The sequence below is a fragment of the Amazonocrinis nigriterrae CENA67 genome (genome assembly GCF_016056305.1).
Classification (GTDB): Bacteria; Cyanobacteriota; Cyanobacteriia; order Cyanobacteriales; family Nostocaceae; genus Amazonocrinis; species Amazonocrinis nigriterrae.
Window position 1 is genome coordinate 28,583 of sequence record NZ_JAECZC010000060.1, and the last position, 5,994, is coordinate 34,576.

Sequence of the window (5,994 nt, forward strand, 5' to 3'; positions counted from 1 at the left end):
TGGTAAATATGGGTTGATGGAAGCAGCATTTGTGACCAATTTATCAGCAGCTTGTAGAGCATCTTGATATCTGCCTGCCATGCTACTGGCTACCATGAGGAAATAAATGTTGTGGTTGTAGTACATCAGGGAATAAATTCCCTGGACTTTATTATTTTGAATGTAGATATCATCTTGGGCGATCGCTCGTTGGTTTGCCAGCATTGCCCGCTCATAATTTCCCACACGGAAATAAATATGGGAAGGCATATGTACCAGATGTCCTGCTGCTGGGACTAAAGTTTCTAGTCGTTGGGCACTCTTGAGGGCACGTTCTGGCGCCTGTGACGCTTCTACCGCATGAATATAATAGTGATTAGCTCCGGGGTGGTCTGGGTCATGTTGAAGTACTGATTCTAAAACAGCTACAATCTCTTCTGTATGAGCTTGTGGTTTGCCGTCATGACTCCAGAGTTGCCAAGGATGTAAATCCATGAGACTTTCAGCATAAAGTGTGGCTGCATCCAAGTCATCAGGATAGCGCTTGGCTAAAGCTGCCATTGCTAAAGCATAGTCAAGCGCCAGTTGATGCAAATCTGCATGGGGATCATTGGAGTAGCGCTTTGCTAAGGCGGCGATGTATGCTTGTTCTGGGACTGATGCTTGGTGAAAAAGTGCCAAAGCTTGCTGTATAGTTTGATAAGCAACTCTTTCGCGATCGGGGTCTATATCCAAATTGATGTTTGCTCCCAAACCAAGGGCAATCCCCCAATATGCCATTGCCAGTTGCGGATCTAGTTCAGCAGCGTGTTGAAACGATCGCACCGCTTCATCATGATTGAAAGCGTAAATTAAATTCAATCCCTGATCAAAAAACTTTTGTGCTTCTGGGTTTTGGGTAGAAACTAGATGATGGTGGCTTCCGAGTCCAGCGATTAAGGTATAGGGCTGTTTTGCTTGAGCAAGTGCTTGACTGGGAAAGAATAAAGATAGTATGAGTACCCAAATTAAGAATAAGTGCCTCATATTAAAATTCCAGTTTGATGTTTGGTATATAGATTACAGTCACTTGATCACGATATAGTCAAGCGATCGCCTTTCACTCACCATCATTGAACCTTCGATCACCAATGTTGTACCTCAAAGGTTGGAGTTTCGACTTAAAAGCTAGAAATTTCGAGTTCTGAAAGCGAAAGCAGCAGTAAAAAGCTAAAAGTTTCAAGTTGCAATCTCTAAATTCCGAGTTTTGATCTCGAAGTTTCAACTGGGTATCTCGAAAGTTTGACTTCTAAGCTTGAAGCTTGGAGATTAAAGGTCTATTTTTCCTGTTAAGTATCCCCAGTACCCAGTCCCCAGTCCTTTTTACCCAATACTAATTCTCTCTACTCCAGAGTAAATATTAAACCTTTGCCCACGCAGAAAGCCAATTAAAGTAATGCCAAATTCTTGAGCTACAGACACCGCCAAACTACTAGGAGCAGAAACAGAACAGACAATAGGAACTCCAGCAGCGGTAGATTTTTGCAAAATCTCAAAGCTAGAACGTCCGCTCACCATGACAATATGATTATTTAAAGGCAACTCGTCAGCAAGCAATGCTGAACCGATTAATTTATCTAAAGCATTGTGGCGTCCAATATCTTCTTGCAGGTTCAACAGTTTTGCTTGAGTATCGAATACAGCCGCAGCGTGCAAACCTCCTGTAGCGGTAAAGATACCTTGAGCAGACCGGAGTTTATCAGGTAGGCTGTAGATGATCTCAGGTGTAACCACTGGCCCATGAGGAATCACTGGACAACCCCGCAGACGCAAAGCTTCAAGACTGGCTTTACCACAAACTCCGCAGGCGCTGTTAGTGTAAAAGTGACGTTCCAAGGGTTGTAAATCTAGAATTAACCCTTGCCGTAATTCTACGTTAACGATGTTGTAGCGTTGTTCACCGTCAATCAATTCGTCTACACAATAGCTGATGCGTCTGATATCTTCTCTACAGCTAATTATTCCTTCGCTGTAAAGGAAACCAGCAGCTAGTTCAAAATCTGCTCCTGGTGTCCGCATAGTCACAGCTACTGTTTTATTTTGAGGTACAAGGCGAATTTCTAAAGGTTCCTCAGTGGTGAGATGGTCTTGTCGAAAACGCTTTTTGCCATTTTCGACCACCCAGACTTGCGCTTTAATTTTGCTTCCAGTAGGTGTTTTCATTAATTACTAAGTAGAAAGCAGGAGCCAGGAGGGAAAAGCCTTGTGATGAGCGGGTTTTTCTAATTGGCATTTGTGCGATCGCACTATATTTAAAACTGTATATGTTAGCCTTCCTTTTGGTACTGGTTCGAGGTTTTGGGTAACTTATTTAATATTACCTCAAGCTCCCTGGTTCTCTTATATGGAACAGTACGCGCCTAAATTAGTCAAAAAGAAGGGTGTGGGGTAATTAGTGTTTGCTATCTTCCTAATACTAATTAGGTATTGCTGAATTCTGATGTGAATTTAACTCACGCAGAGGAGGACACTTGCACAGGAAGGCTCTGCCGACTTGAGCAAAGTGTCCGTCGCGCAGAGAGTGAGAGTTTGAGATATCGAATTTTGAAATTTCATACTTCAATACACCTTAATTTCGGTAATTATTTTAACTGAACCATATTAAACCGTAGATTTTCGCTTATGAACTTGGTCATCAACAAGTTTCAATGAATTTATCAAACAGCAAATTTTTATGGAAAAACTTTAATAATGGAGTTAACTAACAAAATAGCTCTAATTACAGGAGCCAGTTCTGGTATTGGTCGAGAAACTGCTAAGCTTTTTGCTGAACAGGGGGCCAAAGTAGCGATGGCAGATGTAGATGCTGTGGGCGGACAAACACTGATTGCACAAATCAAAGCAGACAGTGGAATTGCTGAGTTTTACCAAGTAGATGTTTCAATAGAAACTGAAGTGCAAGATTTGGTAGCGGCAGTAGTTAATCAATGGGGCGGTTTGGATATCCTAGTTGCCAATGCTGCTGTATTGGTTACAGGCACTGTAGAAGAGGTAACAGAATCAGATTGGGATCGGGTTTTCGCGGTTAATGTTAAAGGTTACGCTTTTTGCGCCAAGTATGCAGCTGTTCAAATGCGTAAACGTGGTGGTGGGGCGATCATCAATCTCGCTTCTGTCAGTTCTTTTATTGCCCAACCTGCATTTGTGCCATATAACACCACTAAAGGCGCAATTTTGCAATTAACTCGATGCCTAGCCTATGATTTGGCATCTGATAACATCCGAGTCAATTGCGTTTGCCCAGGCCCCATTGATACTCCTGCTGTAGAATACTTTGCTGATTTTCAAGGCTTGGCTAAAAAAGATGTTCTTGAGCAACTAGCATCTTTGACGTTATTAAAGCGTACAGGAGAACCGCGAGAAGTGGCAAACGCTATTCTCTTCCTCGCTTCTGATAAAGCCTCCTTCATTACAGGAACACCACTCATGGTAGATGGAGGGTATACTGCACAATAATATCGCGTTTGGTTAAAGACTTCTCATTAAGGGAGCAGGGGTGTAGTGGAGAGGGTTATCTGTCATCAGTCGCCAAAACAAAGTTGATAATCCTGTGGAGTAATATTAGGGTTGGTTGTGAGATAATCATGCAGGCGATCGCAAGCATGGGTGACTAACTGATCGAGATCCAAGGTTTGCAATTCTATCTTCTCCAAATTCCACAGTTTAACTGTTGCATCCTCACCACCCGAAACCAGCATTTTGCCATTGGGACTAAAACTAACGCTTCTCACACCACCGCTATGTCCTTGCAAAGTTTTGAGCAAAACACCATTGGCAACACTCCAGAGTTTGATTGTACCGTCATCGCTAGCCGAGGCAATCATCTTGCTGTCGGGTGAAAAACTGACATTGGCAACTAAATCAAGATGACCTTGCAAGGTTTTGAGCAGCACACCGTCCAGGTTCCAAAGTTTAACAGTTTTATCCTGACTAGCTGAGGCTATAGTTTTGCCATCGGGAGCAAAGCTAATACCCCATACACTAGCGCTATGGCCTTGCAAAGTTTTGAGCAGACGACCGTCTAGACTCCAGAGTTTGATAGTTTTATCTGCACTGGCAGAGGCAATAGTCTTACCGTCTGGGCTAAATTTCACATTAGTTACCCAACCATTATGCCCGGTAAGGGTTTTGAGCAGACGACCGTCTAAACTCCAGAGTTTAATAGTTTTATCTGCACTAGCGGAGGCTAATATTTGATTATCAGGGCTAAAACTCATGCTCATTATCCAATTGCCATGACCCCCAAAGGTGTGCAGCAAAGTTCCATCTGGTTTGCGAATTTGGATAGTCTGGTCTGTACTTGCTAGGGCAACAATTTTATTATCCGAAGAAAAGCTCACGCTAGTGACATTGTTAATCGGCGAAGGCAATGTTTTGAGTAACTGACCATCCAAGCTCCAGATTTTCATGGTGTTATCAGCACTGAGTGAGGCGATGGCATTACCATCAGAAATGAAGTTGACATAACTCACATTACCTGTGTGACCATAAAAAGTTTTTGGTTGCGTTGTGTCTAGGTTCCACAGTCTGATGGTGTTGTCGTCACTTGCGGAGGCGAGTGTTTTGTTATCTGGACTAAAACTCACACTATTAACTTCATGGCTATGTGCTTGGAGTGTACCCAGTAAATTACCTGCACGAGTCCAGAGTTTAACAGTTTTATCAGCGCTAGCAGTAGCAATTGTATTACCGTCATGGGAAAAAATCACATTCCAGACACCAGCACTATGACCCTCGATAGTTCTCAGCAAAGTACCGTTACAACTCCAAAGTTTAACGGTATGGTCAGCACTAGCGGAGGCAATTGTTTGACCATCGGGGCTAAAACTAACACTCAAAACTTCTCTCGTGTGTGCTGGTATAGTTGTCAGTAGCCGACCATCTAAACTCCAAAGCTTAACTTTACCCTCATCACTAGCAGAGGCAATGGTATCACCTGACGGCGAAAAGCTGACGCTGTTCACACCTTGGCTATGTCCGCTGAAAGTTGCAAGTAACTTGCCGTCAACACTCCAGAGTTTGACAGTGTTGTCATTGCTACCAGAGGCTATGAGCTTGCCATTAGGTGAAAAACTCACACTATTCACCCCATCCCTATGTCCGACAAGAGTAGAGATTAAGTCGCCGTTGCGACTCCAGAGTTTGATTGTATTGTCAGTGCTAGCAGAAGCAAGTGTCTGACTATCTGGTGAAAAAGTGACACTATTCACTGCATCACTATGCCCTGTGAGAGTTTTCAGTAACTTGCCATCAGGACTCCAGAGTTTAATTGTGTTGTCAGCGCTAGCAGAGGCAAGTATTTGCCCATCAGGTGAGAAACTAACGCTAGTTACCCAAGAATTATTATCCAAGCGATTACGTTCTTGAGTTCCATAAACTGCCTGTTGTAGGATAGTTGCCGTTTGAGTTTGGATATCGACGGGGATTATCGGTGTAATTTTTTGTAATTCCTTCCCCGCCCGGACGCTAGTTAGTAATGCTTCTAGCTGCTGATTTGAGAGGAGGAAGTTTTCAGATAAAGAATTGAGAGCTTGTAATTCTTGTAACTGAGCTTTTTGGGTTTGCTGGTAAGCCAAAACAGCTAAAGAAAAAGCAGTCAATCCCAAAATACTCATAATTCCTACAGTTCTTTGGGCTTGTCTAAGTCTACTTTCTTCTTTTTGTTTTTGTAGTCTTCTTTCTTGTAAACAAGCTTCAATAAAACTTTGGACATCAGTAGATAATTCATCAACGTAATTAATATAAATTTCTTCTGCCTCTGCCAGGCGAACCCCCCGCAATAAAAAATCAGGTTGCTCATCGTTGTGTTTCCACAAAGCTGCTGCTTGTTCAATTTGACGATGCGATCGCAACCTAGCACGATTTTCCTCCAGCCACCAGCGTAGTGTTGACCAGTAGCGAATCAGGATTTCGTGAGCTACTTCGATAGTGACGGGAAGATGGGGAGATGGGGGGGATGAGGGAGATGAGGGGGAT

At 43.0% G+C, this 5,994-nt stretch carries 3 protein-coding genes and 1 pseudogene; 1 reads left to right on the plus strand and 3 read right to left on the minus strand.

Going from position 1 to position 5,994, the window contains the following annotated elements; translation table 11 throughout:
* Both I8748_RS24825 and fdhD read right to left on the minus strand, forming a co-directional pair.
* Positions 1 to 1,005, minus strand: a pseudogene (locus I8748_RS24825) (tetratricopeptide repeat protein); the annotation flags it as partial.
* 336 nt (positions 1,006 to 1,341) lie between these two features.
* On the minus strand, positions 1,342 to 2,181 hold the full coding sequence (fdhD, locus tag I8748_RS24830; RefSeq protein WP_198127196.1) for a formate dehydrogenase accessory sulfurtransferase FdhD: 840 nt from the start codon (positions 2,179 to 2,181) through the stop codon (positions 1,342 to 1,344).
* Positions 2,182 to 2,709: 528 nt separating this feature from the next.
* Between fdhD and I8748_RS24835 the strand changes: the two genes are divergently transcribed.
* A complete protein-coding gene (locus I8748_RS24835; RefSeq protein ID WP_198127197.1) occupies positions 2,710 to 3,474 on the plus strand; it encodes an SDR family NAD(P)-dependent oxidoreductase in 765 nt (254 codons plus the stop codon).
* 65 nt (positions 3,475 to 3,539) lie between these two features.
* Here the strand turns inward: I8748_RS24835 and I8748_RS24840 are convergent.
* Positions 3,540 to 5,994, minus strand: a 2,455-nt coding sequence (locus I8748_RS24840) for a WD40 domain-containing protein (RefSeq protein WP_449658038.1), incomplete at its 5' end; no start/stop codon positions are given.

Coding starts and splice junctions, on each gene's coding strand:
- fdhD (WP_198127196.1), bottom strand. CDS start 2,181: ATGAAAACACCTACTGGAAGCAAAATTAAAGCGCAAGTCTGGGTGGTC.
- I8748_RS24835 (WP_198127197.1), top strand. CDS start 2,710: ATGGAGTTAACTAACAAAATAGCTCTAATTACAGGAGCCAGTTCTGGT.